Source organism: Azohydromonas sediminis, from assembly GCF_003574675.1.
Taxonomy (GTDB): Bacteria; Pseudomonadota; Gammaproteobacteria; order Burkholderiales; family Burkholderiaceae_C; genus Calidifontimicrobium; species Calidifontimicrobium sediminis.
The window spans coordinates 1-26,190 of the sequence record NZ_QOAZ01000041.1 but is presented as its reverse complement, the minus strand read 5'-3'; the positions used below and the strand labels follow the sequence as shown (position 1 = coordinate 26,190).

Sequence of the window (26,190 nt, the reverse complement as noted above, 5' to 3'; positions counted from 1 at the left end):
GGCCCTCGAGGCCGTAGAACGCGCCAAAACGCTCGGTTTCGCCCCGCGTACGGCGATCCCGCCGTGGCGCGGGTACTTGTTCAGCGTTTCCCTAGGACGGCGCGAACGTTCGCGGCATGGCGATCGACGGCCGCATCGGCCGTTGACGCCGAGGCCCGGCACCCGGCGTGACAGAATCCGAATCCAATTTCCAACGAACCGGACGATGGACAACGAACAGATCAACGCGATCGGCACGCTGCTGGCCGATCTGAGCGAACGCACCGAGCAGCTTCGGGGGTATCTTTGACTACGAGCGCAAGGCTCTGCGGCTGAAGGAAGTCAACGCCGCGCTCGAGAACCCCGCGATCTGGAACGAGCCCAAGCGCGCGCAAGAGCTCGGCCGCGAGAAGAAGTCGCTCGAGACCGTGGTCGAGACGATCGACCACCTGACGCGCAACCTCGCCGACAGCCGCGAGCTCTACGAGATGAGCAAGGCCGAGGGCGACGAGGACGCGCTGGCGTCGATCGCCGCCGACGCCGAGAAGCTGCGCGAGCAGATCGAGGCGCTCGAGTTCCGCCGCATGTTCAACAACCCGGCGGACCCCGGCAACTGCTTCATCGACATCCAGGCCGGCGCCGGCGGCACCGAGGCGATGGACTGGGCGCAGATGCTGCTGCGCCAGTACCTGAAGTACTGCGAGCGCAAGGGCTTCAAGGCCGAGGTGCTCGAGGAGACGCCGGGCGACGTGGCCGGCATCCGCAGCGCGACGATCAAGGTCGAGGGCGACTACGCCTACGGCCACCTGCGCACCGAGACCGGCGTGCACCGGCTGGTGCGCAAGAGCCCGTTCGACAGCGCGGGCGGGCGCCACACCAGCTTCGCGAGCCTGTTCGTCTACCCCGAGGTCGACGACACGATCGAGATCGAGATCAACCCGGCCGACGTGCGCGTCGACACGTTCCGCGCCAGCGGCGCCGGCGGGCAGCACATCAACAAGACCGACTCCGCGGTGCGCCTGACGCACATCCCCACCGGCATCGTCGTGCAGTGCCAGAACAGCCGCAGCCAGCACAGCAACCGCGACGAGGCCTGGCGCGTGCTGCGCAGCCGCCTGTACGAGCACGAGATGCGCAAGCAGCGCGAGGCGCAGCAGAAGCTCGAGGACAGCAAGACCGACGTCGGCTGGGGTCACCAGATCCGCAGCTACGTGCTCGACCAGAGCCGCATCAAGGACCTGCGCACCGGCGTCGAGATCAGCAACACGCAGAAGGTGCTCGACGGCGACCTCGACCCCTTCATCACCGCCAGCCTGAAGCAGGGCCTGTGACGGCCGCGCGCCGTCCGCCGCCTGCCTCCCCCACGAGAAGAAGCCACGACCATGCGTGAAGGCCCCGCCACCGTCGTGCGGCGCGAAGACTATGCGCCGCCTCCGTACCGCATCCGCGAGGTCGAACTGACCTTCGACCTCGACGCCGCCAAGACGCTGGTGTCCAGCCGGCTCGTGATCGAGCGCGACCCCGGCGCGCCGCCGCAGCCGCTGAAGCTGCACGGCGAGGAGCTCAACCTGCTGCGCGTGCTCGCCGACGGCGACAGCGTCAGCTTCCGGCACGAGGACGGGCAGCTCGTGATCGACGCCCCGCCGGCCGGCGAGCGCTTCACGCTCGAGATCCGCAACACGATCGCGCCCGACAAGAACACCCAGCTGTCGGGGCTGTACGCGTCGGGCGGCGGGCTGTTCACGCAGTGCGAGGCCGAGGGCTTTCGCCGCATCACGTACTTCCTCGACCGTCCCGACGTGATGGCGGTCTACACGGTGACGCTGCGCGCCGACAAGGCGAAGTACCCGGTCCTGCTGGCCAACGGCAACCTCGTCGCGCACGGCGAGCTCGACGGCGGGCGCCACTTCGCGACCTGGCACGACCCGTTCCCGAAGCCGAGCTACCTGTTCGCACTGGTGGCCGCCGACCTCGTCGCGCGCGAGCAGAAGATCGTCAGCCGTGCAGGCCGCGAGCACCTGCTGCAGATCTACGTCCGGCGCGGCGACCTCGACAAGACCGAGCACGCGATGCGCTCGCTGATCGCCGCGGTGGCGTGGGACGAGGCGCGCTTCGGGCTGCCGCTGGACCTCGACCGCTTCATGGTCGTCGCCGTCGAGGACTTCAACATGGGCGCGATGGAGAACAAGGGGTTGAACATCTTCAACACCAAGTTCGTCCTCGCGAGCCCCGCGACCGCGACCGACGACGACTTCGCCGCGATCGAAGGCGTCGTCGGCCACGAGTACTTCCACAACTGGACCGGCAACCGCGTCACGTGCCGCGACTGGTTCCAGCTGTCGCTCAAGGAGGGGCTCACGGTCTACCGCGACCAGGAGTTCAGCGCCGACATGGCCGGCGACGCGTCGCCGCCGTATTTCGGCGGGCCGTCGCCGGCCACGCGCGCCGTCAAGCGCATCGCCGACGTGCGCCAGCTGCGCCAGCTGCAGTTCCCCGAGGACGCGGGCCCGATGGCGCACCCGGTGCGCCCGGACAGCTACCTCGAGATCAACAACTTCTACACCGCCACCGTCTACGAGAAGGGCGCCGAGGTCGTGCGCATGATGGCCGCGCTCGTCGGGCGCGACGGCTTCGCGCGCGGCATGACGCTGTACTTCCAGCGCCACGACGGCCAGGCCGTGACCTGCGACGACTTCGCGCAGGCCATTGCCGACGCCAACCCCGGCAGCGAGCTGGCCACGCGGCTCGACGCCTTCAAGCGCTGGTACAGCCAGGCCGGCACGCCGCGCGTGACGGCGCGCGGCACCCACGACGCCGATGCGCGCACCTACACGCTGACGCTCGAGCAGCACTGCCCGCCCTCGCCCGGCCAGCCGGTCAAGCAGCCGTTCGTGATCCCGGTGGCCGCGGGCCTCGTCGGCCGCGACGGCCACGCGGTGCCGCTGCGGCTTACCCCCGACGGCGACGCTGCCGACGAGCGGCTGCTCGTGCTCGACCGGCCGAGTGCGACGTGGACCTTCCACGGCGTCGAGCGCGAGCCGGTGCCGTCGCTGCTGCGCGGCTTCTCGGCGCCGGTCATCCTCGACGATGGCCTCGACGACGCCGCGCTGCTCGTGCTGCTCGCGCACGACCCCGACCCGTTCAACCGCTGGGAAGCCGGACAGCGCCTGGCGCTGGCGCGCATGCAGCGCGCACTGGCTGCGCACGCGCTGCCGCACCTCGACGACGCCTTCGTCGACGCGATGCGCCACGTGCTGCGCCACCCGCAGTTGGCGCCCGCGTTCAAGGAACTCGTGCTGACGCTGCCCAGCGAGGCCTACGTCGCCGAGACGCTGGCCGAAGTCGACCCGCAGCGCCTGCACGCGGTGCGCGAGGGTATGCGCGCGCAGCTGGCCACGCGGCTGCACGCCGACTGGGTCTGGGCCTGGGAGACGCACCAGGTGCGCGAGGGCTACCGCCCCGACATGGCGCAGTCCGGCGCGCGCGCGCTGGCCAACCTGGCGCTGTCGATGCTGTGCCTGCACGCCGTCGAGGTCGGCGACCCGGTGTGGCCCGGCCGCGCCTACCAGCGCGTCAAGGACGCCGGCAACATGACCGAGCGGCTGGGCGCGCTGCGCGCGCTCGTGCACGCGCACGCCGAGCTCGCGCAGCCGGCGCTCGAGCGCTTCCACGCGATGTTCCGCGGCGAGGCACTGGTGATCGACAAGTGGTTCGCGCTGCAGGCCGGCGCGCCCGAGCGCGACGGCGCGGTGTTCGCGCGCGTCAAGGCGCTGCTCGCGCACCCCGACTTCACGCTCGCCAACCCCAACCGCGCGCGCAGCCTGCTGCACATGTTCTGCCAGCACAACGCCGCCGGTGTGCACCGCGCCGACGGCGCCGGCGTGCGCTTCTGGGCCGAGCGTCTGCTCGAGCTCGACGCGAAGAACCCGCAGCTGGCGTCGCGGCTCGCACGCGCGATGGACCGCTGGCGCCACCTGGCCGAACCGTACCGCAGCCTCGCGCGCGACGCCATCGCCAGCGTCGCCGCGCGGCCGGCACTGAGCAACGACGTGCGCGAGATCGTCACCCGCGCACTGGAGGACTGAACGATGAACAAGCGGCGCATCAGCCTGACGCAGTACCTGGTCGAACAGCAGCGCGAGCACGGGCAGATCTCGGCACAGCTGCGCCTGCTGATCGAGGTCGTCGCGCGCGCATGCAAGCGCATCGCGATCGCCGTCAACAAGGGCGAGCTCGGCGACGTGCTCGGCAGCACCGAACTGAGCAACGTGCAGGGCGAGATCGTCAAGAAGCTCGACCTGATCGCCAACGAGGTGCTGATCGAGGCCAACGACTGGGGCGGCCACCTCGCGGCGATGGCCAGCGAGGAGATGGATAGCATCCACGTCGTGCCCGACCGCTACCCGCAGGGCGAGTACCTGCTGCTGTTCGACCCGCTCGACGGCTCGAGCAACATCGACGTCAACGTCAGCATCGGCACGATCTTCAGCGTGCTGCGCAAGGTCGGCCACACGCGCGGCGTCAGCGAGGAGGACTTCCTGCAGCCGGGCAAGCAGCAGGCCGCGGCCGGCTACTGCGTCTACGGGCCGCAGACGACGCTGGTGCTGACGGTCGGCGACGGCGTGGCGATGTTCACGCTCGACCGCGAACAGGGCTCGTGGGTGCTGACGCACGACAAGGTGCGCATCCCCGAGGACACCAAGGAGTTCGCGATCAACATGAGCAACATGCGCCACTGGGCGCCGCCGGTGAAGCGCTACATCGACGAGTGCCTGGCGGGCAAGGACGGCCCGCGCGGCAAGGACTTCAACATGCGCTGGGTCGCGAGCATGGTCGCCGACGTGCACCGCATCATGAGCCGCGGCGGCATCTTCCTGTACCCGTGGGACAAGCGCGAGCCCGACAAGCCGGGCAAGCTGCGCCTGATGTACGAAGCCAACCCGATGGCCTTCCTCGTCGAGCAGGCCGGGGGCATGGCGACCAACGGCCACCAGCGCATCCTCGATCTGCAGCCGACCAAGCTGCACGAGCGCGTCAGCGTGATCCTCGGCTCGAAGAACGAGGTGCAGCGCGTCACCGACTACCACCGCGAGGCGAGCTGATCCGCTCTTGCCTATAATTCGCGGTTCGCGCCGGTGTAGCTCAGCTGGTAGAGCAGCGCATTCGTAATGCGAAGGTCGGGAGTTCGAATCTCTTCACCGGCACCATGATCCCGAGGCCCGGCCCCAGTGCCGGGCCTTTTCTTTGGGTTTGCCAACGTCGTTCCGCCCCATGAGCGAACTCGCCAAGTCCTTCGAACCGGCCGCGATCGAGGCGCGCTGGAGCGCGGCGTGGGAACGCGCCGGCATCGGCGCCCCGACGCTCGACCCCGCGAAGCCGTCGTTTTGCATCCAGCTGCCGCCGCCCAACGTCACCGGCACGCTGCACATGGGCCATGCGTTCAACCAGACGATCATGGACGCGCTGACGCGCTACCACCGCATGCGCGGCTTCAACACGCTGTGGCTGCCGGGCACCGATCACGCCGGCATCGCGACGCAGATCGTCGTCGAGCGCCAGCTGCAGGAGGTGGGCATCAGCCGCCACGACATCGGCCGCGACGCGTTCCTCAAGCACGTGTGGGAGTGGAAGCAGCGCAGCGGCTCGACGATCACGAACCAGATGCGACGCCTCGGCGACAGCGTCGACTGGTCGCGCGAGTACTTCACGATGGACGACCGGCTGTCGAAGGTCGTCACCGAGACCTTCGTGCGCCTGTACGAGGAGGGGCTGATCTACCGCGGCAAGCGGCTCGTCAACTGGGACCCGGTGCTGATGTCGGCCGTCTCCGACCTCGAGGTCGAGAGCGAGGAGGAAGACGGCTTCCTGTGGCACATCCGCTACCCGCTCGCCGACGGCAGCGGCTCGCTCGTGGTCGCGACGACGCGCCCCGAGACGATGCTCGGCGACACCGCCGTGATGGTGCACCCCGACGACGAGCGCTACCGCGCCTTCGTCGGCAAGACGGTGCGCCTGCCGCTCGCCGACCGCGAGATCCCGGTCATCGCCGACGACTACGTCGACCGCGAGTTCGGCACCGGCGTCGTCAAGGTCACGCCGGCGCACGACGTCAACGACTACGCCGTCGGCCAGCGCCACGGGCTGCCGATCATCGGCATCCTGTCGCTCGACGCGAAGATCAACGACCACGCACCGGCGCCGTACCGCGGGCTGGACCGCTTCGCCGCGCGCAAGCGCGTCGTGGCCGACCTCGACGCGCTCGGCCTGCTCGTCGAGACGAAGAAACACAAGCTGATGGTGCCGCGCTGCGCGCGCACCGGGCAGATCGTCGAGCCGATGCTGACCGACCAGTGGTTCGTCGCGATGACCAAGCCTGGCGCCGGCGGCAAGAGCATCGCGCAGCAGGCGATCGACGCGGTGGCCAGCGGCGAAGTGAAGTTCGTGCCCGAGCAGTGGGTCAACACCTACAACCAGTGGATGCACAACATCCAGGACTGGTGCATCTCGCGCCAGCTGTGGTGGGGTCACCAGATCCCGGCGTGGTACGGCATCGACGGCCAGGTCTACGTCGCGCGCGACGAGGCCGAGGCGCGTGCGAAGGCCACCGCCGACGGCTACGCCGGCCCGCTGCAGCGCGACCCCGACGTGCTCGACACCTGGTACTCGTCGGCGCTGGTGCCGTTCTCGACGCTGGGCTGGCCGGCGAAGACCGTCGAGCAGGACCTGTTCCTGCCGTCGACGGTGCTCGTGACCGGCTTCGACATCATCTTCTTCTGGGTCGCCCGGATGATCATGATGACGGTGCACTTCACCGGCAAGGTGCCGTTCCGCCACGTCTACATCCACGGCCTCGTGCGCGACGCGCAGGGCCGCAAGATGAGCAAGAGCGAGGGCAACGTGCTCGACCCGGTGGATCTGATCGACGGCATCGCGCTCGAGCCGCTGCTGGCCAAGCGCACCACCGGGCTTCGCCGCCCCGAGACGGCGCCGAAGGTGCGCGAGGCGACGAAGAAGGAGTTCCCCGACGGCATCCCGGCCTTCGGTGCCGACGCGCTGCGCTTCACGATGGCCAGCTACGCGACGCTCGGGCGCAACGTCAACTTCGACACCAAGCGCTGCGAGGGCTACCGCAACTTCTGCAACAAGCTCTGGAACGCGACGCGCTTCGTGCTGATGCAGGTGCAGGGCCTCACCGACGTCGAGCGCGGCATCGTCGAGTGCGCCGGCGACTGCGGCCCCGACGCGACGCTGCACTTCTCCCCCGCCGACAAGTGGATCGTCAACGAGCTGCAGCGTGTCGAGGCCGCGGTGGCGCAGGGCTTCGCCGACTACCGGCTCGACAACGTCGCCAACGCGATCTACGCGTTCGTCTGGGACGAGTACTGCGACTGGTACCTCGAGATCGCGAAGGTGCAGCTGGCCCGCGGCACGCCCGCGCAGCAGCGCGCGACGCGCCGCACGCTGCTGCGCGTGCTCGAGGCGGTGCTGCGGCTGCTGCACCCGCTGACCCCATTCATCACGGCCGAGCTGTGGGAGCAGGTCGCGCCGGCGGCCGGCCGCGCGCGCGAAGGTGGCGTGGCGCTGGCGCCGTATCCGCAGGCCGACCTGTCGCGCCTCGACGCCGACGCCGACGGGTGGATCGCGCGGCTGAAGGCGATCGCAGGCACCTGCCGCGCGCTGCGCAGCGAGATGGGGCTGTCACCGGCCGAGCGCGTGCCGCTGCTCGTGCACGCCGGCACCGCCGACGCCGGCTTCGTCAACGACGCCGCTGCAGTGCTCGCCGCGCTGGCGCGGCTGGCCGAGGTGCGCGTGATCGCCGACGAGGCCGCGTTCGCGCAGGCCACCGCGGCGGCGCCGGTGTCGGTCGTCGGCGACCTGCGCATCGCACTGCACGTCGAGGTCGACGTCGAGGCCGAGCGCGCACGCCTGGCCAAGGAGATCGCACGGCTCGAGGGCGAGATCGCGAAGGCGCAGGCCAAGCTCGGCAAGGCGAGCTTCGTCGAGCGCGCCCCGGCGGCGGTCGTCGAGCAGGAGCGCCAGCGTCTGGCGGCCTTCACGCAGACGCTGAATCGTCTGCGAGATCAAGCGGCGCGCTTGGGACCGTCGGCCTGAAACCCGGCGGCGCCGGCGGCTGCTCGCCGAGCAGCTCTTCGATGCGCCGCGCCACCGTCCACGCGCTGCGCCGGCGCGACTCGCGCGTGATGCCGGCCAGCCGCGGTGTCACCTGCAGCGTCTCGATGCCATACAGAGGCCGCCCCGGCTCGAGCGTGCCGGGCTCGACGCTGTCGAGCCACGCCGCGGCCATGCGCCCGCTGTGCAGCGCGTCGGCCAGGCTCGCCTCGTCGAACAGGCTCGAGCGCGACAGGCTGACCAGCACCTGGTCGGGTTTGGCATAAGGCAGCACGCGCTCGCCGAGCAGGCCGCGGTAGCGCGTGAAGTACGGCAGCATCACGCACACCGCGTCGCTGAGCTCGATCAGTTCGCGCAGCGGCAGCGGCAGCACGCCCCAGCGGCTCCACAGCGCGTCGGTGGCGTGCACCGCCGGGTCGTAGCCGACGACGCGCGAGCCGAACGCGCCCAGCAGCGGCACGAGCGCCGGTGTCGCCGCGCCGAGGCCGACGAGACCGACGGTGACGCCGCCGAGTTCGCGCCCGACCTGTGCGCCGTCCTCGGTCACGACCGGCACGCGGCGCAGCAGCGACAGCAGTGCGCCGATCACGAACTCGGCCTCGGCCGGCGCGCTGGCCGCCGCGGCGCGCACGACCTCGACACCCATGCGCTGGCACGCCGTCGTGTCGATCATCTCGACGCCGTGGCCGACGACGCCCACCGCGCGCAGCGCCGGCGCCTGGTGCAGCAGCGATGCATCGAGCGGCAGCGACGGGGGCGCGATCAGCGCACGCACGTTGTACAGCGCGTGCCGCAGCGCGCGCGGCTCGCGCGCGAGCTCGGGCGCGAAGTGCACCGCGTGGCGCTGGTGCAGCCACTGCAGCACCTGGGCGTCGATCGGCTCGACGATCAGGACGTCCATGCCGTTCGCGGTCTTGCGTCACGGCGATGTGCGGGGCCTGCGTGCCAGAATGGCTGCAATGTCCTGCCGCGCGTGGACCGATCGATGAAAGTCAACAAAGCCATCTTCCCTGTGGCCGGCCTCGGCACCCGCTTCCTGCCGGCGACGAAGGCGCAGCCAAAGGAGATGCTGCCCGTCGTCGACAAGCCCCTGATCCAGTACGCCGTCGAGGAGGCCTACGCCGCGGGCGTGCGCGAGATGATCTTCGTCACCGGCCGGCACAAGCGCCCGATCGAGGATCACTTTGACATGACTTTCGAGCTCGAGGTAGCCCTCGAACAGGCGGGCAAGCAGGAGCTGCTCGACGTCGTGCGCAGCGTCAAGCCTGCCGACATGGAGTGCATCTACGTGCGCCAGGCGCAGGCGCTGGGCCTGGGCCACGCGGTGCTGTGCGGCCGGCGCCTGGTCGGCAACGAGCCGTTCGCGGTGCTGCTCGCCGACGACCTGATGGTCGGCGAGACGCCGGTGCTCAAGCAGATGGTCGAACAGTTCGCGGAATGGCGCGCGTCGATCATCGCCGTGCAGGAGGTGCCCGCCGAGCACACGCGCCGCTACGGCATCGTCGCTGGCACGCCGGTCGACGACCGCCTGATCGACGTCACGCGCATCGTCGAGAAGCCCGCCCCCGAGGCCGCGCCGTCGCGCCTCGGCGTGGCCGGGCGCTACATCCTCACGCCCGGGGTGTTCCACGAGATCGAGCACCAGCCGCGCGGCGTCGGCGGCGAGATCCAGCTCACCGACGGCATCGCCGGTCTGCTGCGCCGCGAGAAGGTGTTCGCCTACCGCTACGAGGGCCGGCGCTACGACTGTGGCAGCAAGGAAGGCTTCCTGGAGGCGAACGTCGAGCTCGCGCTCAGGCACCCCGAGATCGGGCCGCGCTTCCGCGAGTTCCTGCGCACGCTCGCGCTGTGACGCGCGCCGCGCGTCAGCGGCGGCGGATGTAGTGCACGAACTCCGTCGCGCTGCGCGTCTGCTCGACCAGTTCGTTGCCGGTCTGGCGCGCAAAGGCCTGGAAGTCGCGCATCGAGCCGGGGTCGGTGGCGGTGACTTTGAGCACCTCGCCGCTTTGCATCTCGGCAAGCGCCTTCTTGGCCTTGAGGATCGGCAGCGGGCAGTTCAGGCCACGGGTGTCGAGTTCGCGGTGCACCTGGATGTGGGTTTGCATGAGGGACTCCCGAACTGCCGAGGCGCCGATTCTATTCAGTCGCGCACCGGCTCGAAGAACTGCGGCTCGAACCCGCGCGAGCGCAGCCAGTCGGCCAGCGCGAGCCCGGTGCCGGCGCGCCAGCAGCGCACTTCGTGCGGCGCGAAGAGGCGCACCTCGGCGAGTTCGGGCGACAGGCGGATCTCGCCGCGCGCGAGCACGTGGTACGCGACGATGACCTGGTTCATGCGCTGGAAGTCGTAGACGCCGATCAGGCTCAGCGCGTCGACCTGCAGTGCGGTCTCCTCGGCGACCTCGCGCCGGATGCCTTCCTCGGGCGACTCGCCGGCCTCCAGGAAGCCGGTGACGAGGCCGAACATGCGCCCGCTCCACGCGGCGTTACGGGCCAGCAGCAGACGGCCGTCGCGGTCGGCGCACTCGATGACGGCGGCGAGCACCGGCGTCGGGTTGTTCCAGTGCGTGAATCCGCACGCCGGACAGCGCAGCCGCGTGCGGCGGCCGGCGTCCTCGTCGGCCTCGATCGCCGCCAGCGGCGTCGCGCAGCGCGGGCAGTAGCGGTACTCGACGGCGCTCACGGCCGCACGCTCAGGCCGGGAACACGCCGGTCGAGAGATAACGGTCGCCGCGGTCGCAGACGACGAACACGACCGTCGCGCGCTCGAGCTGCTCGGCGATCTTCAGCGCGACCCAGCACGCGCCAGCCGCCGAGATGCCGCAGAACAGCCCCTCCTCGCGCGCGAGGCGCCGCGCCATCGCCTCGGCATCGGACTGCGTCACGTAGACCAGCTCGTCGACGGCTTTCGGGTCGTAGATCTTCGGCAGGTACTCCTGCGGCCACTTGCGGATGCCCGGAATGCGCGAGCCCTCGCTCGGCTGCGCGCCGACGATGCGCACGGCCGGGTTCTTCTCCTTCAGGAAGCGACTGACGCCGGTGATCGTGCCGGTGGTGCCCATCGCGCTGACGAAGTGCGTGACGGTGCCCTCGGTGTCTTCCCAGATCTCGGGGCCGGTGGTCTCGTAGTGGATGCGCGGGTTGTCGGGGTTCGCGAACTGGTCGAGCACGCGGCCCTTGCCGTCTTTGTGCATCTGCTCGGCGAGGTCGCGCGCGTATTCCATGCCGCCGCTCTTGGGCGTGAGGATCAGCTCGGCGCCGAAGGCCTTCATCGTCTGCGCGCGCTCGATCGACAAGTCCTCCGGCATGATCAGCACCATGCGGTAGCCGCGCATCGCGGCGGCCATCGCCAGCGCGATGCCGGTGTTGCCGCTGGTGGCCTCGATCAGCGTGTCGCCGGGCTTGATCTCGCCGCGCTCCTCGGCACGGCGGATCATGCTGATCGCCGGCCGGTCCTTGACCGAGCCGGCCGGGTTGTTGCCCTCGAGCTTGCCGAGGAACACGTTGCCGCGCCGCGCGTGGTCGGCGCCGGGCACGCGCTGCAGCCGCACCAGCGGCGTGCGGCCGATCGCGTCTTCGAGGGTCTTGTAGGTGGGCATCGCGCGCTCTCCAACCAGGTTCCATTCTCGCAGCGCACCGCGGGCCGCGAAGGGGGCGTGTGATAATCCATCGGCGCGAAGCTGCCTTCGCATCCACCGGCCCGGGTGGCGAAATCGGTAGACGCAGGGGACTCAAAATCCCCCGCCGCAAGGCGTGCCGGTTCGAGTCCGGCCCCGGGCACCACCCCCCGAAACGACCGCCGCGCCGAGCGCCGCCACCGCTCGACACCCGCCATGCCCCCGATCCCACGAGTCACCAAGACGCTGCTCATCGCCTGCGTGGCGATCTTCTTCGCCGGCGCGGTGCTGCCGGCGGTGTTCGGCCCGCTCGAGGCGATGATGGCGCTGTGGCCGCTGCAAAGCGGGCGCTTCATGCCGTGGCAGGTCGTGACCTACGGCTTCCTGCACGGCAGCGTCGGCCACCTGTTCTTCAACATGCTCGGCCTGTGGATGTTCGGCAGCGAGATCGAGCGGCTGTGGGGCGAGCGGCGCTACCTGCAGTTCCTGCTCGCGAGCCTGCTGACGGCGGCGCTGACGCAGCTGCTCGTGACGTTCGTGATGGGCTCGCCGTACCCGACCGTCGGGGCGTCGGGCGCGCTGTACGGGCTGCTGCTCGCGTTCGGCATGCTGTTCCCGAACCGCACGATCATGCCGCTGTTCCCGCCGATCCCGATGAAGGCGCGCACCTTCGTGATCGTGTTCGGCGTACTCGAGCTGGTGCTCGGCATGACGGGGCGCAGCGGCGTCGCGCACTTCGCGCACCTGGGTGGCATGCTCGGCGGCTTCCTGATGATCCGCTACTGGCGCGGCCAGTCGCCGTTCCGCGGCCGCCGCCGCTGGTAGCCGCCACCGCGAATAGCCCTGCCGCGCGGTCGGTCGCGCGCGCTGTCGCATCCTTGCACCCGTCGTGTCGTCGGGGGAGGTGGGCCATGACGCGCTGGTTGCGTTGCATTCGCCGCACGGGCCTCGTGCTGATCGCGGCCGCGTGGGCTGTCGTCGCGCAGGCCCAGGCCACGGCCCGACCCGACGAGGACGCGGTGCGCGCGCTCGAGCGCGCGGCGCGCGCCGTCGTCGGGCTGAGCGCCACCGCCGTCGACGACGCGCAGTCGAACGCGACGCTGGGCCGCCAGCGCTCGGGCTCGGGCGTCGTCATCGACCGCGACGGGCTCGTGCTGACGATCGGCTACCTCGTGCTCGAGGCCGAGTCGGTCACGCTCGAGGTCGAGCCCGGGCGCGAGGTGCCGGCGCGCGTCGTCGCCTACGACCTGGCCACCGGCTTCGGCCTCGTGCGCCCGCTGGTGCCGCTGCGCGTCGAGCCGGTGCCGCTGGCGCGCGGCAAGCCCGATGCCGACGCGCCGCTGATGGCCGCCAGCGGCGGCAGCGACGCCGCGGTCGGCGTCGCGCGGCTGATGTCGCAGCGCGCCTTCTCGGGCTACTGGGAATACCACATCGACGACGCGCTGTTCACCGCGCCGCCGCTGCCGATGCACAGCGGCGCGGGGCTGTTCAACCTGAAGGGCGAGTTGGTGGGCATCGGCTCGCTCGCGCTGGCCGACACGCTGCCGGCCGACGACCCGCGCAGCGTGCCGGGCAACCTGTTCGTGCCGGTGACGCTGCTCGAGCCGATCCTCGGCGAGCTGCTCGCGCGCGGCAGCTCGGCGGCCAGCCGGCGCGCGTGGCTCGGGCTGAACTGCACGCAGCAGATGGACCAGGTCCGTGTCGTGCGCGTCAGCGCCGACAGCCCGGCCGCCGCCGGCGGCGTGCGTCCGGGCGACCGCATCGTGCGCATCGACGGCACCGAGGTGCGCTCGCTCGACACGCTGTGGAAGACGCTGTGGGCCGGCGGCGCGCCCGAGCGCGACGTGACGCTCGAGGTGCGCCGCGCCGACGGCATGCACACGCTGACGCTGCGCAGCGTCGACCGCATGTCGACGCTCAGCCGTCCGCGAGGGATCTGAACGCGTCTTCGACGGTCGGATAGCGCAGCCGCACGCGCAGCTCGCGCTTCAGGCGTGCGTTGACGAGCCGGCGCGACTCGCCGAGGAAGCTCAGCTGCATCGGCGACAGCTGCGTGCGCGCCTCGTCGCGCGACAGGCGCGGCGGTCGCGGCAGCCCGGCGAGGTCGGCGACGAGGTCGAAGTGCTCGCCCATGCGCCGCTCGCCGTCGTCGCACACGTGGTAGACGCGCTGGGGCGCGCCGCGCAGCAGCGCCGCGACGCACGCGCGCGCGAGGTCGTCGGCGTGGACGTGGTTGGTGTAGACGTCGTCGACCGCCGCCAGCACCGGGGTGCCGCGACGCACGCGGTCGCGCGGATCGCCGCCGTCGCGGTCGAACGCGTAGATGCCGGGAATGCGCAGCACGCTCGCCGCAGCACCCGTGGCGCGACCGAACCAGCGCACCCGCGCCTCGGCGTCGACGCGGCGGCGCGCACGGTCGGTCGCCGGCGCGACGGCGCGCGTCTCGTCGAAGCGCGCGCCGGCGCAGTCGCCGTAGACGCCCGTCGTGCTGGCGTAGACGAGGCGTTGCACGCGGCCGGCGCGCGCCAGCGCACGCAGCAGGCGCGCGGTGCGCGGGTCGGTGTCGCCGGTGGACGGCGGCGGCGCCAGGTGCAGCACCGCGTCGGCCAGCGCGCCGAGCCGGCCGAGCGTGGCCGCGTCGTCGAGGTCGCCCACCAGCGGCACGGCGCCGGCGGCACGCAGCGCGGCACGGCGCGCCGGCGTCGAGGTCAGTGCGTAGACGCGCCAGCGCCCGCGCAGCAGGCGCAGCACGCGCAGGCCCACGTCGCCGCAGCCGACGATCAGCAGCGACGGACGACGGGCGGCAGCGGTCGGACTCATGCGCACCAGGGTCGCGGGGCTGCGGGCACAATCCCGTCTCCGCGTCCCCGCGGCCGCGCAGTGTACGTGTGCACGCGGCGCCGCCGCCGCAACGGTCCCTCCCCGCCATGACGTTCAAAGTCACGATCCAGCCCGCCGGCGTCAGCTTCGACGTCGCGCGCGACGAACCGATCCTCGCCGCGGCGATCCGCGCCGGCGTCGGCCTGCCGTACGGCTGCCGCGACGGCGCCTGCGGCTCGTGCAAGAGCAAGCTGCTCGAAGGCCGCGTGATCCACGGCGCGCACCAGCTCAAGGCGCTTTCGGTGGCCGAGGAGGAGGCGGGGTACATCCTCACCTGCTGCGCGACACCGACCACCGACTGCGTCGTCGAGGCGCGCAGCGTGCCCGGCGCCGGCGAGTTCCCAGTGCTGAAGATGCCCGCGCGTGTGCAGCGCATCGAGCGCCCCGCGCCCGACGTCGCGATCGTCACGCTGCAGCTGCCGGCCAATGTCGCGTTCAAGTACCGCGCCGGCCAGTACCTCGAGTTCATCCTGCGCGACGGCGCGCGGCGCAGCTACAGCATGGCCAACGCGCCGCACACGCTGCAGCAGAGCCCCACCGTCGAGCTGCACATCCGCCACATGCCCGGCGGCAAGTTCACCGACCACGTGTTCGGCGCGATGAAGGAAAAGGAGATCCTGCGCGTCGAAGGCCCGTTCGGCAGCTTCTTCCTGCGCGAGGACAGCGCCAAGCCGATCGTGCTGCTCGCCAGCGGCACCGGCTTCGCGCCGATCAAGGCCATCGTCGAGCGCATGAAGATGAAGGGCATCGACCGCCCGGCGGTGCTGTACTGGGGCTGCCGCACGCGCACCGACCTGTACCTGCACGAGTGGGCGCTGCAGGCCGCGGCCGAGATGCCAAACCTAACCTACGTGCCGGTGCTGTCGGAGCCGCGCGCCGACGACGGCTGGACGGGGCGCACCGGCTTCGTGCACCACGCCGTGATGGCCGACCTGCCCGACCTGTCGCAACACCAGGTCTATGCGTGCGGCGCGCCGGTGATGGTCGACGCCGCGCGGCGCGACTTCGTCGAGCGCTGCGGCCTGCCGGCCGACGAGTTCTACGCCGACAGCTTCACGTCGGAAGCGGACAAGCATCCGGCCGCGTAGCGGCCGGATGCTTGCGGCGGACACTGATGTCGACGCAGCCGACGTGAGTGGAAGCCACAAGTCGGTCCACGGCTGAAAGCGCCCCTCACTCGCCCAGGTACGCGGCCCTCACCTTCGGGTCGTCGAGCAGCGCCTTGGCCTCGCCGTCCATCGTGATCTGGCCCGAGTCCATCACGTAGCCGCGGTCGGCCAGCCCGAGCGCGCGCGCGGCGTTCTGCTCGACGAGCAGGATCGTCGTGCCGCGCTTGTGGATGTCGTCGACGACCTCGAAGATCTTGTCGACCATGATCGGGCTCAACCCCATCGACGGCTCGTCGAGAAGCAGCACCTTGGGCCGCGCCATTAGCGCACGCCCCATCGCGAGCATCTGCTGCTCGCCGCCCGACATCGTGCCGGCGAGCTGGTGGCGCCGTTCCTTCAGGCGCGGGAACAGCGTGAACACCTTGTCGATGTCGGCGTCGATCTCGCCATCGCTGCGCACGAAGGCGCCCATCTGCAGGTTCTCGGTGATCGTCATGCGCGTGAAGGTGCCGCGCCCTTCCGGCACCATCACCAGGCCCTGCTTGACCAGGTCCCACGCGCCCTGGCCCTTGATGCTGCGGCCCAGGTATTCGATGTCGCCGTCGGCCACCGGCTGCGTGCCGGTGATGGCCTTCAGCGTCGTCGTCTTGCCGGCGCCATTGGCGCCGATCAGGCTGACCAGCTCGCCCTGCCGCACCTCGAAGCTGATGCCCTTGACGGCCTGGATGCCTCCGTAGGCCACTTTCAGGCCGCTGACCTTCAACAGGATCGGGTTCGTCGTCATGCGGTCGCGCCCCTCAGTGGTGGCTGGCGCCGAGGTAGGCCTCGATCACCTTCGGGTCCTTCTGCACCTCGGCCGGCGTGCCCTCGGCGATCTGCTTGCCGTAGTCGAGCACCGTGACGCGGTCGCACAGCCCCATCACGAGCTTGACGTCGTGCTCGATCAGCAGGATCGTGCGCCCGTCGTTGCGGATGCGGTCGATCAGCTCTCGCAGCACGACCTTCTCGGTCGCGTTCATGCCGGCCGCGGGCTCGTCGAGCGCGATCAGCTTCGGGTCGGTGGCCAGTGCGCGCGCGATCTCGAGGCGCCGCTGGTCGCCGTAGCTCAGCGTGCGCGCGCGGTAGTCGGCGTAGCGGCCGATGCCGACATAGTCGAGCAGCTCCTGCGCGCGCTGCGCGATCGCCGCCTCCTCGGCCTTGAACGCCGCGGTGCGGAAGATCGCGCCGACCAGCCCCGAGCCGGTGCGCACGTGGCGGCCGACCATCACGTTCTCGAGCGCGGTCATCTCGGGAAACAGGCGGATGTTCTGGAACGTGCGCGCGATGCCCGCCTTGGCGACCTCGTGCACCGCGGCGGGCTTGTACGGCGCCCCGCCGAGCTCGAACGTGCCCGAGTCGGGGATGTACAGCCCGGTGATGACGTTGAAGAACGTCGTCTTGCCGGCGCCGTTGGGGCCGATCAAGCCGTAGACCTGACCCTCCTCGATCGTGATGCCGACGTCCGACAGCGCCTGCAGGCCGCCGAAGCGCTTGCTGACGCCCTGCACCTTGAGAACGGTGGCTGCCATCGCCGCCCCCTTCTCAGCGCACCGGCGCCGGCGCGGCCTTGCCGTGTTCGGGCGAGGGCCACAGCCCGCGCGGGCGCAGCAGCATGATCGAGATCATCGCCAGCGCCACCAGCAGCTGGCGCAGGATCGCCGCGTCGAGGCGCCCGCCGGTGAGCTCCTGCAGCGGCCCGGCGACGTAGCGCAGCACCTCGGGCAGCGCGGCCAGCAGCAGCGCGCCCAGGATCACGCCCGGCAGGTGGCTGATGCCGCCGAGCACGACCATCGCGACGATCATGATCGACTCCATCAGGCTGAACGACTCGGGCGAGACGAAGCCCTGGAACGCCGCGAACATCGCGCCCGAGACGCCGCCGAACGTCGCGCCCATCGCGAACGCGAGCAGCTTCATGTTGCGCGTGTTGATGCCCATCGCCTTGGCGGCGATCTCGTCCTCGCGGATCGCCATCCACGCGCGGCCGATGCGCGAGCGCTCGAGGCGGTAGCAGATGACGACGCTGAAGACGACGAGCACGAGGAACAGCCAGTAGTACAGCGTCACCGACGGAATGCGGAAGTCGCCGATGTCCAGCGGCCGCCCGAAGCTGAAGCCGAAGATCGTCATCGGGTCGATGCGGTCGAGCCCGCGCGGGCCGTTGGTGATGTTGACCGGGTGCTCGAGGTTGTTCATGAACACGCGGATGATCTCGCCGAAGCCCAGCGTGACGATGGCCAGGTAGTCCCCGCGCAGCTTGAGCACCGGCATGCCGAGCAGGATGCCGGCGATCGCCGCGAGGAACGCGGCCAGCGGCACGACGACCCAGATCGGCGTGTGCAGCCCGTTCGGGAACGCGGCGGCGATCCACTCGAAGGTCTCGAACAGGTGCGGGCTGGCCATCAGCGCGAACATGTACGCGCCGACGGCGTAGAACGCGACGTAGCCGAGGTCGAGCAGCCCGGCGTAGCCGACGACGATGTTCAGCCCCAGCGCGAGCATCACGTACAGCAGCGCGATGGCCATGATGCGCACCCAGCCCTGACCGAACTGCTGCGCAACCAGCGGCAGCGCGATCAGCGCGAGCGCCGCGATCAGGAAGACGACGAGTTTCTGGCTCTTCACGGACGCCTCCTCAAGCCCGGTCGGCCACGCGCTCGCCGAGCAGGCCCTGCGGGCGCAGCGTGAGCACGAGGATCAGCGCGACGAAGGCGAAGATGTCGGCGTAGTGGCTGCCCAGCACGCCGCCGGTGAGCTGGCCGAGGTAGCCCGCACCGATCGCCTCGACCAGCCCGAGCACGAGCGCGCCGACCACCGCGCCGGCCAGGTTGCCGATGCCGCCGAGCACCGCGGCGCAGAACGCCTTGAGCCCGGGCAGGAAGCCCATCGAGTGCTGCACCGTGCCGTAGTTGGCGGCCCACATCACGCCGGCCACCGCCGCGAGCGACGCGCCGATGATGAAGGTCGCCGAGATCACCATGTCGGGCTTGACGCCCATCAGCGCGGCCACGCGCGGGTTCTCGGCGGTGGCGCGCATCGCGCGCCCGAGCTTGGTCTTGTTGACGATGAACATCAGCACCGTCAGCACGACGGCGGTGGTCACCAGGATCAGCACCTGCGTCACGCTGATCACCGGCCCGCCGAGGTTGATCGGGTCGGTCGGCAGCAGCAGCGGGTACGGCTTGGGGTTGGGCTTCCAGATGATCATCGCCAGCGTCTGCAACAGCAGGCTCATGCCCATCGCGGTGATCAGCGGCGCCAGCCGTGGCGCGCTGCGCAGCGGCCGGTAGGCCACCTTCTCGATCGTGAAGTTCAGCGTCGCGCAGATCACGATCGCGCACGCCAGCGAGATCAGCATCACCAGCCAGCCCGGCAGGCCGCTGGCGGCCAGCAGCGTGACGACGGTCCAGCTGGTGAGTGCGCCCACCATCAGCACGTCGCCGTGCGCGAAGTTGATCAGGCCGATGATGCCGTAGACCATCGTGTAGCCCAGTGCGACGAGCGCGTACATGCTGCCCAGCACCAGACCGTTGATGATCTGCTGAAACAAGATCTCCATCGAGGGTCTCCCGTGTGTGCCCGCCCACGGCACGCGTGCCCCCGCGGGACCCGTGCCGTCGGCCTGTGGATGCAGGCCGGTTCCCGGCCGCGTTTCGCGCCAACGGGATCACCGGGCGCCGCCGGATCGGCAGGGCGGCGCGGATTGTAGGGGCGCCCAAGGGCGCCCTATGGCGGAGCTTACCCCTGCGACCCGGTGGGGGCGTCCGTGGCACGGGCGGCGGCGGCGCGCGCGTTGGCCGCACGCAGCTCGGCCAGCCGCTCGCCGATGCGCAGCTCGAGGCCGCGCGGCACCGGCTCGTAGAAGGTGACGTCGGGCAGGTCGTCGGGCAGGTAGCGTTCGCCGGCGGCGAAGCCGCCCGCCTCGTCGTGCGCGTAGCGGTAGCCGCGCCCGTAGTCGAGGTCCCTCATCAGCGCGGTCGGCGCGTTGCGCAGCCGCAGCGGCACCGGCCGCGTGCCGTCGCGCTTGACGAACGCGCGCGCCTCGTTCCACGCGCGGTAGACGGCGTTGGACTTCGGCGCCACCGCGAGGTAGACCACCGCCTGCGCGAGCGCGAGTTCGCCCTCGGGCGAGCCCAGGCGCTCGTAGACCTCGGCCGCGTCGAGCGCCAGGCGCAGCGCGCGCGGGTCCGCCAGACCGATGTCCTCGCTGGCCATGCGCAGCACGCGGCGCGCGACGTAGCGCGGATCGACGCCGCCGTCGAGCATGCGCACGAGCCAGTACAGCGCCGCGTCGGGGTCGGAGCCGCGCACCGCCTTGTGCAGCGCCGAGATCGTGTCGTAGAACTGCTCGCCGCCCTTGTCGTAGCGGCGCAGCATCTCGCCGAGCGCCGTCTCGAGCGCCGCCTCGTCGAGCACGTCGACGGCGCCGGCCGAGCGCACGAGGTTCTCGTACGCGTTGAGCAGCCGGCGCGCGTCGCCGTCGGCGTAGGCGACGAGGCGCTCACGCGCCGCGTCGGTCAGCGGCGGCGCGCCGAGGACGGCGCGCGCGCGCTCGAGCAGCCGCGCGAGGTCGGCCGGCGCGAGCGGCTGCAGCACGTGCACGGTCGCGCGCGACAGCAGCGCCGAGTTGACCTCGAACGACGGGTTCTCGGTGGTCGCGCCGACGAAGGTGAACAGCCCCGACTCGACGTGCGGCAGGAACGCGTCCTGCTGCGCCTTGTTGAAGCGATGCACCTCGTCGACGAAGACGATGCTGCGCCGGCCGGCCGCGCGCGCGGCTTGCGCGCGCTCGACGGCGTCGCGGATGTCCTTGACGCCGCCGAGCACCGCCGAGATGACGATGAACTCGGCGCCGGCGATCTGCGCGAGCAGCCGCGCGAGCGTCGTCTTGCCCACACCCGGCGGGCCCCACAGGATCATCGAGTGCGGCTGCCCGCGCTCGAATGCGACGCGCAGCGGCTTGCCGGGGCCGAGCAGGTGCGCCTGCCCGATGACCTCGTCGAGCGTGCGCGGGCGCATGCGCTCGGCCAGCGGCGCGTCGGCCGCCGCCGGCGCCGGCGCGGGGTCGGCGTCGTCGAACAGCGAGGGATTGGGCGCGTTCACGCGCGACGGCTCACGGCCGCAGCACCGCGACGCCCGCCGGCGGCGCGAAGCGGAACGTCTCGGGCGGCAGCGCGACGCCCTGCTCGACGTCGCTGAAGCGCAGCACCGAAGTCTGGCCGAAGCCGTCGACGATCTCGACCGCGGCCAGCTGCCTGCCGGCGAAGCCCACGCGCAGCACTTCGAAGCTGCTGCCCTCGGGCCGCTTGGGCCGCGCCTGCACCCACTCGAGGCCGTCGCGCGCCGGCAGCGCGACGAGGTCGAAGTCGCGCTCGATCGCGCTGCCGGTCAGCAGCGCCGCCGGCGTCGCGCCGAGCGCCTGCGCCATCGGGCGCACGCTGGCTTGCTGCAGGTCGGGGTCGTAGATCCACACCTGCTGGCCGTCACCGACGATCAGCTGCTCGAACGGCTTGGTGTAGGCGAAGCGGAAGCGGTCGGGGCGCGCGAATTCGAAGCGTCCGCTCGACGTGCGCGTGCGCTTGCCGTCGGGCGACGTGACGGTCTGCGTGAACGCGGCGCGGCCGCTCTTGACCTCGCGCACGAACTCGCGCAGCGTATCGACGGCGTCGGCCCGCGCGAGCGCGGGCAGCAGCGCGACGGCCACGATCAGCGCACGCCGGTGCAGCGCGGGTCTCATTCGTCGCGCCGCGGCACGAGGATCTCGCGGTTGCCGTTGGAGGCCATCGGCGATACGAGTCCGGCCTGCTCCATTTGTTCCAGCAGCCGCGCGGCGCGGTTGTAGCCGATGCGCAGGTGGCGCTGCACGAGCGAGATCGACGCGCGCTTGTGCTGCAGCACGATCGCCACCGCCTGGTCGTACAGCGGGTCGCTCTCGCCGCCACCGCCGGCACCCGCCTCGCCGCCGGCCGCGCCGCCGTCGCCGTCGAGCGTGCCGCCCTCGAGCAGGCCCTCGATGTAGTTGGGCTCGCCCTGCGCCTTCAGATACTCGACGACGCGGTGCACCTCGTCGTCGCTGACGAAGGCACCGTGCACGCGCACCGGCAGCCCGGTGCCGCTGGCCAGGTACAGCATGTCGCCCTGGCCGAGCAGCGCCTCGGCGCCCATCTGGTCGAGGATCGTGCGGCTGTCGATCTTGCTCGCGACCTGGAACGCGATGCGCGTCGGGATGTTGGCCTTGATCAGGCCGGTGATGACGTCGACGCTCGGGCGCTGCGTCGCGAGGATCAGGTGGATGCCCGACGCGCGCGCCTTCTGCGCCAGCCGCGCGATCAGCTCCTCGATCTTCTTGCCGACGACCATCATCAAGTCGGCCAGCTCGTCGATCACGACGACGATGTGCGGCAGGCGATCCAGCGGCTCGGGCTGCTCGGGCGTCAGGCTGAACGGGTTGCCGATGGGCTCGCCGCGCTCGGCGGCGTCGGCGATCTTGCGGTTGTAGCCGGCGAGGTTGCGCACGCCGAGCTTGCTCATCAGCTTGTAGCGCCGCTCCATCTCGGCCACGCACCAGTTCAGCGCGTTGGCCGCCTGCTTCATGTCGGTGACGACGGGGCACAGCAGGTGCGGGATGCCCTCGTAGACGCTGAGCTCCAGCATCTTCGGGTCGATCAGGATCAGCCGCACGTCGCGCGCCTCGGCCTTGTACAGCAGGCTGAGGATCATCGCGTTGATGCCCACCGACTTGCCCGAGCCGGTGGTGCCGGCCACCAGGCAGTGCGGCATCTTGGCCAGGTCGGCGACGACCGGCGCGCCGACGATGTCCTTGCCCAGGCCGAGCGTCAGTTGCGACGCGGCGTCGTTGTAGGCCTGCGAGCCGAGGATCTCGGCCAGCCGGATGGTCTGCCGCTTCGCATTGGGCAGCTCGAGGGCCATCGTCGTCTTGCCGGGGATCGTCTCGACGACGCGGATGCTGACCAGGCTCAGCGAGCGCGCCAGGTCCTTCGCGAGGTTGACGACCTGCGCGCCCTTGACGCCGGTGGCCGGCTCGATCTCGTAGCGCGTGATCACCGGCCCGGGCGCGGCGGCGACGACGCGCACCTCGACACCGAAGTCCTTGAGCTTCTTCTCGATCAGCCGGCTCGTCATCTCGAGCGACTCCGGCGTCACCGACTCCTGCCGCGGCGGCGCGGCGTCGAGCAGGTCGACCTGCGGCAGCCTGGTGTCGGCCAGCTCGGTGAACAGCGGCTGCTGGCGCTCCTTGGCCACGCGCTCCGACTTCGGCACCGAGACGACGGGCGGCTCGATCACGATGGGCTCGTGCTCGGCGATGTGCTCGCGCTCGGTCTCGACGACCTGCTCGCGCGCGCGCAGCGCCGCCTCGCCCAGGCGCAGGTCCTCGGCGCGCTGGCGGCGCTCCTCGCGACGCTCGCGCAGGCTCACGATCCACGCGCCCAGCGCATCGGCCCAGCGCAGCCAAGAGAAGCGCAGCGCGAGCGCGCTGCCGAGCACGAGTGCGGCGATCCACGTGACGCCCGAGCCGACGAAGCCCAGCCAGGTCATGCTCAGCGGCCCGAGCGTCGCGCCGACGACGCCACCGGCGTGGCCCGGCAGCGTCGACTCCCAGTGGTACAGGCGCGTCCACTCGAGGGCGCAGCTGGCGGCCATCAGCATCGCGGTGCCGGTCCAGACCCAGCGCGCCGACGTCCACGGCACCGCGGGCGGCTCGGCGCCGTCGCTGCGGCGCAGTGCACGCGCGAGCGCACCAAGCCAGGCGCGCAGCGCGACCAGCGGCAGCCACCACACCGACCACCCGAACGCGAACAGTGCGACGTCGGACAGGTAGGCGCCGACCCGCCCGACGGCGTTGCGCACCGGCGCACCGTCGCCCGAAGTCGTGAAGGCCGCATCGCCCGGGTGGTGCGTCGCCAGCGCGAGCACGCCGAGCAACCACACCAGCGCGGCCAGCGACAGCACGACGCGACGCGGCCAGCGCAGGCCCGCCTCCGACTCGGCAGCCGCGGCCGCCTGCGTGCCCTTGCGCGCGGGCGACACGCCGGCCGCCTCGCTGCGCAGCGATCCCAACGGAAACGTCATGGCCACGATTGTGGCCCGATTCGCGAGCCCAGCCGCCCGCGCGTGCGGGTGGCGCGGCTCAGTCGCGCTGCAGCCGGTCCTTCAAGACGACCCAGCCGTTGTCCTGCGTCTCGATGTGGCCGCGCTCCTCGAGGTCCTTCATCACGCGGCTGACCATCTCGCGCGACGCACCGACGACTTTGGCCAGGTCCTGGCGCGAGACCTTGCTGCGGATGATCTTGACGCCCTTGTCGTCTTCGGCCATGTCGAGCAGCGCCCGCGCGACGCGGCCGTAGACGTCGAGCAGCGCGAGCGACTCGATCTGCCGGTCGGCGGCGCGCAGCCGTGCGACCAGGCCGCGCAGGATCGCGTAGGCCAGGCTCGTCGGCTCGGGCAGGCAGCGCGCGAACTCGCTGCGCCCGAGCACGAGCATGTCGGTCTGCATCTCGGCGCGCACGGTGGCCGAGTGCGGCTCGCCGTCGATCAGGCTCATCTCGCCGACGTAGTCGCCGGCCTGCAGCACCGCGAGGATCACCTCGCGCCCGCGCGAGTCCGACGTCAGCACGCGCGCGCGGCCGTTGAGCAGGATGAACAGCGCGTTGCTCTTGCGCCCCTGCTCGACGACGATCTCGCCGCGGCGGAAGCGCCGCTTGACGACGCTGTCGGCGATGACCTGCGCCTGGTCGGCCGTCAGCATCGAGAACAGCGGCACGCGGCGGATCAAGTCCAGGTTGGACAACATCGACATCGGCTGGCCCTTTCGTTGTGGTGTCGTGGTGCCGATCGCGGCCGCGGGTCGTCCCACCACCCCGCTATCGAATCGCCGCAAACGCCTAGAATTTCACTATTGTGCCGACCAAGTGGCTGATCGGCACGCGGAAGTGGCGCCGGCTATGCTGCGCCGTGGGGCCGACGCGACGCCTCGCACTCGGCCGCCGCCCTCCCCTGCCCATCGCCTGCGAGCTCCTCCGATGAACACGCCTTCGACCCACGCCCGGGTGCTGATCCTGGGCTCCGGCCCTGCCGGCTACACCGCGGCGATCTACGCCGCGCGCGCCAACCTGAAGCCGGTGCTGATCACCGGGATGGCGCAGGGCGGTCAGCTGATGACGACGACCGAGGTCGACAACTGGCCCGCCGACGTGATGGGCGTGCAAGGGCCCGAGCTGATGCAGCGCTTCCAGCAGCACGCCGAGCGCTTCGACACGAAGATCGTGTTCGACCACGTCAACGAGGTCGACCTGTCGCAGCGGCCGTTCCGCCTCAAGGGCGACGCCGGCAGCTACACCTGCGACGCGCTGATCGTCGCCACGGGGGCGAGCGCGAAGTATCTCGGCCTGCCGAGCGAACAGGCGTTCATGGGCCGCGGCGTCAGCGGCTGCGCGACCTGCGACGGCTTCTTCTACCGCGGCGAGGAGGTGTGCGTCGTCGGTGGCGGCAACACCGCCGTCGAAGAGGCGCTGTACCTGTCGAACATCGCGACCAAGGTGCACCTGATCCACCGGCGCGACAAATTCCGCGCCGAGCCGATCATGGTCGACAAGGTGATGGACAAGGTCGCCGCCGGCAAGATCGAGCTGCACCTGTGGTACACGCTCGACGAGGTGCTCGGCGACGCCAGCGGCGTGACCGGCGTGCGGCTGAAGAACGCGCTGGACGGCAGCACCAAGCAGCTGGCGCTGAAGGGCTGCTTCATCGCGATCGGTCACCAGCCCAACACCGACATCTTCAAGGGCCAGCTCGAGATGAAGGACGGCTACATCGTCACCCGCTCCGGTCTGGAGGGGATGGCGACGATGACCAGCGTGCCCGGCGTGTTCGCCGCCGGCGACGTGCAGGACCACGTCTACCGCCAGGCGATCACGAGCGCCGGCACCGGCTGCATGGCCGCGCTGGACGCGCAGCGTTTCCTCGAGCAGCAGCAGGGCTGAGAGCGTGAGAGTTTTTCGTCCGCTGCCCTCGTGCTGGCATGTCTCTGGCTTGCTGTTGGGCATGAGCGATCCGAAGCACCAAGACAGCGTGGCCGGGGTTTTGTTCGAGGACTTGGCGCCCGTCGATGAGCAAGCAGCGCAGGCCGCCGCGCAAGCGCGAGCCTTTGCGCTGCGCGCGCAGCCGCCGCGGCTGCTGCAGCCCAACCGCAAGCAGATCGAACTGCGGGCATCGGACCTGGAGTCGCTGCTGGGCGAGGACCACCGAGCGCGGCTGGTATGGGGCTACGTCGAGCGGCAGGACCTGAGCCGGCTGACCGATGCGATCAAGGCGCGCGGCAGCAATGCCGGACGCGCGGCGATCGACCCGCGCATCCTGTTTGCGCTGTGGCTGTACGCCACGCTCGAAGGCGTGGGCAGCGGGCGCGAGCTGGCGCGGCT

Annotated in this window: 24 protein-coding genes and 2 tRNA genes; 13 read left to right on the top strand and 13 right to left on the bottom strand. The window is 70.9% G+C overall.

What is annotated here, in order from left to right; translation table 11 throughout:
- The 6 genes from DRV96_RS18455 to DRV96_RS15920 form a co-directional block, all read left to right on the top strand.
- On the top strand, window positions 1-289 hold a 289-nt coding region (locus tag DRV96_RS18455), incomplete at its 5' end, for a hypothetical protein (protein WP_419187062.1).
- Window positions 206-1,310, top strand: a protein-coding gene (gene prfB / locus DRV96_RS15940) for a peptide chain release factor 2 (protein ID WP_119292955.1) whose coding sequence is annotated in 2 segments (ribosomal slippage) — window positions 206-286 and window positions 288-1,310 — 1,104 coding nt in all. Because the reading frame shifts where the segments join, the coding sequence is not laid out codon by codon here. The genes DRV96_RS18455 and prfB, both read left to right, overlap by 84 nt.
- Window positions 1,311-1,361: 51 nt before the next feature.
- Window positions 1,362-4,064 (top strand): aminopeptidase N, encoded by a 2,703-nt coding sequence (gene pepN, locus DRV96_RS15935; RefSeq protein WP_119292953.1) that lies wholly within the window; start codon window positions 1,362-1,364, stop codon window positions 4,062-4,064.
- A 3-nt stretch (window positions 4,065-4,067) separates the two neighbouring features.
- A complete protein-coding gene (locus tag DRV96_RS15930; RefSeq protein WP_119292951.1) occupies window positions 4,068-5,081 on the top strand; it encodes a class 1 fructose-bisphosphatase in 1,014 nt (337 codons plus the stop codon).
- Between the two features lie 29 nt (window positions 5,082-5,110).
- Window positions 5,111-5,186 (top strand) — tRNA-Thr (locus DRV96_RS15925).
- 64 nt (window positions 5,187-5,250) lie between these two features.
- A complete protein-coding gene (locus tag DRV96_RS15920) occupies window positions 5,251-8,091 on the top strand; it encodes a valine--tRNA ligase (protein WP_119292949.1) in 2,841 nt (946 codons plus the stop codon).
- Here the strand turns inward: DRV96_RS15920 and DRV96_RS15915 are convergent.
- On the bottom strand, window positions 8,033-9,010 hold the full coding sequence (locus DRV96_RS15915; RefSeq protein WP_119292947.1) for an NAD(P)-dependent oxidoreductase: 978 nt from the start codon (window positions 9,008-9,010) through the stop codon (window positions 8,033-8,035). The two genes, DRV96_RS15920 and DRV96_RS15915, sit on opposite strands and share 59 nt — an antisense overlap.
- An 84-nt stretch (window positions 9,011-9,094) precedes the next feature.
- Here DRV96_RS15915 and galU point away from each other — a divergent pair, with 84 nt between their 5' ends.
- Window positions 9,095-9,961, top strand: coding sequence for a UTP--glucose-1-phosphate uridylyltransferase GalU (galU, locus tag DRV96_RS15910; protein WP_119292945.1), 867 nt, complete (start codon window positions 9,095-9,097; stop codon window positions 9,959-9,961).
- A gap of 13 nt (window positions 9,962-9,974) precedes the next feature.
- Here galU and DRV96_RS15905 read toward each other — a convergent pair whose 3' ends face one another.
- From DRV96_RS15905 to cysM, 3 genes are read right to left on the bottom strand one after another with little or no spacing between them, the layout of a single operon-like run.
- Complete coding sequence (locus DRV96_RS15905; protein WP_259374472.1) at window positions 9,975-10,214, bottom strand: sulfurtransferase TusA family protein; 240 nt, start codon at window positions 10,212-10,214, stop codon at window positions 9,975-9,977.
- Window positions 10,215-10,249: 35 nt separating this feature from the next.
- Window positions 10,250-10,789 (bottom strand): NUDIX domain-containing protein, encoded by a 540-nt coding sequence (locus DRV96_RS15900; protein ID WP_119292943.1) that lies wholly within the window; start codon window positions 10,787-10,789, stop codon window positions 10,250-10,252.
- Between the two features lie 10 nt (window positions 10,790-10,799).
- Window positions 10,800-11,705 (bottom strand): cysteine synthase CysM, encoded by a 906-nt coding sequence (gene cysM, locus DRV96_RS15895; RefSeq protein WP_119292941.1) that lies wholly within the window; start codon window positions 11,703-11,705, stop codon window positions 10,800-10,802.
- A gap of 99 nt (window positions 11,706-11,804) precedes the next feature.
- Here cysM and DRV96_RS15890 point away from each other — a divergent pair.
- The 3 genes from DRV96_RS15890 to DRV96_RS15880 all read left to right on the top strand — a co-directional run bounded on the left by DRV96_RS15890 (window position 11,805) and on the right by DRV96_RS15880 (window position 13,663).
- Window positions 11,805-11,889 (top strand) — tRNA-Leu (locus tag DRV96_RS15890).
- Window positions 11,890-11,939: 50 nt separating this feature from the next.
- Complete coding sequence (locus DRV96_RS15885; protein ID WP_119292939.1) at window positions 11,940-12,548, top strand: rhomboid family intramembrane serine protease; 609 nt, start codon at window positions 11,940-11,942, stop codon at window positions 12,546-12,548.
- Window positions 12,549-12,634: 86 nt separating this feature from the next.
- Window positions 12,635-13,663, top strand: coding sequence for a S1C family serine protease (locus DRV96_RS15880; protein ID WP_119292937.1), 1,029 nt, complete (start codon window positions 12,635-12,637; stop codon window positions 13,661-13,663).
- Here DRV96_RS15880 and DRV96_RS15875 read toward each other — a convergent pair.
- Complete coding sequence (locus tag DRV96_RS15875) at window positions 13,641-14,543, bottom strand: NAD-dependent epimerase/dehydratase family protein (protein ID WP_119292935.1); 903 nt, start codon at window positions 14,541-14,543, stop codon at window positions 13,641-13,643. The genes DRV96_RS15880 and DRV96_RS15875 overlap by 23 nt on opposite strands.
- Window positions 14,544-14,650: 107 nt before the next feature.
- On the opposite strand from DRV96_RS15875, the gene DRV96_RS15870 reads away from it, so the two are divergent.
- On the top strand, window positions 14,651-15,691 hold the full coding sequence (locus DRV96_RS15870; RefSeq protein ID WP_119292933.1) for a CDP-6-deoxy-delta-3,4-glucoseen reductase: 1,041 nt from the start codon (window positions 14,651-14,653) through the stop codon (window positions 15,689-15,691).
- 85 nt (window positions 15,692-15,776) lie between these two features.
- Here DRV96_RS15870 and DRV96_RS15865 read toward each other — a convergent pair whose 3' ends face one another.
- The 8 genes from DRV96_RS15865 to DRV96_RS15830 all read right to left on the bottom strand — a co-directional run bounded on the left by DRV96_RS15865 (window position 15,777) and on the right by DRV96_RS15830 (window position 24,569).
- Window positions 15,777-16,496, bottom strand: coding sequence for an ABC transporter ATP-binding protein (locus tag DRV96_RS15865; protein WP_210757078.1), 720 nt, complete (start codon window positions 16,494-16,496; stop codon window positions 15,777-15,779).
- Between the two features lie 13 nt (window positions 16,497-16,509).
- Window positions 16,510-17,280, bottom strand: a complete 771-nt coding sequence (locus DRV96_RS15860; protein WP_119292931.1) for an ABC transporter ATP-binding protein — start codon at window positions 17,278-17,280, stop codon at window positions 16,510-16,512.
- A gap of 13 nt (window positions 17,281-17,293) precedes the next feature.
- The gene (locus tag DRV96_RS15855) at window positions 17,294-18,376 is read right to left on the bottom strand and encodes an ABC transporter permease subunit (RefSeq protein ID WP_119292929.1); all 1,083 of its coding nucleotides are present in this window, start codon (window positions 18,374-18,376) and stop codon (window positions 17,294-17,296) included.
- Between the two features lie 10 nt (window positions 18,377-18,386).
- Window positions 18,387-19,310, bottom strand: coding sequence for a branched-chain amino acid ABC transporter permease (locus DRV96_RS15850; protein WP_119292927.1), 924 nt, complete (start codon window positions 19,308-19,310; stop codon window positions 18,387-18,389).
- Between the two features lie 179 nt (window positions 19,311-19,489).
- Window positions 19,490-20,770: a replication-associated recombination protein A gene (locus tag DRV96_RS15845; RefSeq protein ID WP_210757079.1), complete on the bottom strand. Its 1,281-nt coding sequence runs from the start codon at window positions 20,768-20,770 to the stop codon at window positions 19,490-19,492.
- Between the two features lie 94 nt (window positions 20,771-20,864).
- Window positions 20,865-21,488: an outer membrane lipoprotein periplasmic chaperone LolA gene (gene lolA / locus DRV96_RS15840; protein ID WP_119292923.1), complete on the bottom strand. Its 624-nt coding sequence runs from the start codon at window positions 21,486-21,488 to the stop codon at window positions 20,865-20,867.
- Window positions 21,485-23,842, bottom strand: a complete 2,358-nt coding sequence (locus DRV96_RS15835; RefSeq protein ID WP_119292921.1) for a DNA translocase FtsK — start codon at window positions 23,840-23,842, stop codon at window positions 21,485-21,487. The genes lolA and DRV96_RS15835 overlap by 4 nt, the downstream gene beginning before the upstream one ends.
- A 58-nt stretch (window positions 23,843-23,900) precedes the next feature.
- Entirely contained in the window at window positions 23,901-24,569 is a 669-nt protein-coding gene (locus tag DRV96_RS15830; RefSeq protein WP_119292919.1) for a Crp/Fnr family transcriptional regulator, read from the bottom strand.
- Between the two features lie 223 nt (window positions 24,570-24,792).
- Between DRV96_RS15830 and trxB the strand changes: the two genes are divergently transcribed.
- Entirely contained in the window at window positions 24,793-25,752 is a 960-nt protein-coding gene (gene trxB, locus DRV96_RS15825) for a thioredoxin-disulfide reductase (protein WP_119292917.1), read from the top strand.
- Between the two features lie 61 nt (window positions 25,753-25,813).
- Window positions 25,814-26,190: transposase (locus tag DRV96_RS15820; protein ID WP_473199544.1), on the top strand; the 377-nt coding region annotated here is incomplete at its 3' end.